Here is a 707-nt window from a genome sequence, read left to right on the forward strand (position 1 = left end):
CCTTTCTTTTTGCCCGGCGCTCGGCATGCGCACGAGGTTCCGACTTCTGCCAGCATCCGGCGCGTCCATCAGGAATGCCGCCATCATGTCTTTTCTCTCCGATGCAGTATCGAGAGCCACCCAGCAAATCAAGACTGGTGTGAACTCGCAAATTGACCGTCAGGTCCAAGGCGTTAAGGGCGCAGTACAGAGCGCGGAAAACGCGATCGTCAACACGGCCTCTCGCGTCGTAAATAATACAGTGAACGCAGCACTAGGGTCCGCCATTGGCGCGGCTGGTGAGCTGCTTTCTGGCAATACAGGTGGCGCTATCGCAGCGCTGGCTAACGCACCTGAAAGCATTTTGGCTTAAGTTTTGAGTGGGCTCGGCGGTTTTGCCGGGCCTTCGTCGATTGCGCTTGCTGGTCCCGGTACTCTCGGGGAAGTCAGCAGCAACGGCGGCATCATCGAAGGCGACAATCTGTTTGGAGCTATGAACCGAACGGACCCGATGATGGCATATTCTTGGTACTGCCAACTACCTATCGTTGGTCCAGGTTCTACGCAAACACCATCTCCAACATCGGGCTCCATTCTATCGAATGTTGGGGCCGCGCTAGGTGACGTGTTGAAGTCGAGCATGGGCGGTGCGGTCAGCACCAGCAGCTCAGCGCAACTTCCGTGGTATTTCGTGGAAGGTGCTACATGCCCATTCCGGGTCTACGATC

General features: G+C 56.6%; 1 protein-coding gene. It reads left to right on the forward strand.

Annotated features, from left to right (window positions below):
* The coding region (locus AC1RPG_RS07890; protein ID WP_481762452.1) for a hypothetical protein at nt 1-352 on the forward strand (352 nt) is incomplete at its 5' end.
* Between the last annotated feature and the right edge of the window lie 355 nt (nt 353-707).

This window comes from Dellaglioa sp. CoH-57-MRSF-18 (assembly GCF_056781995.1).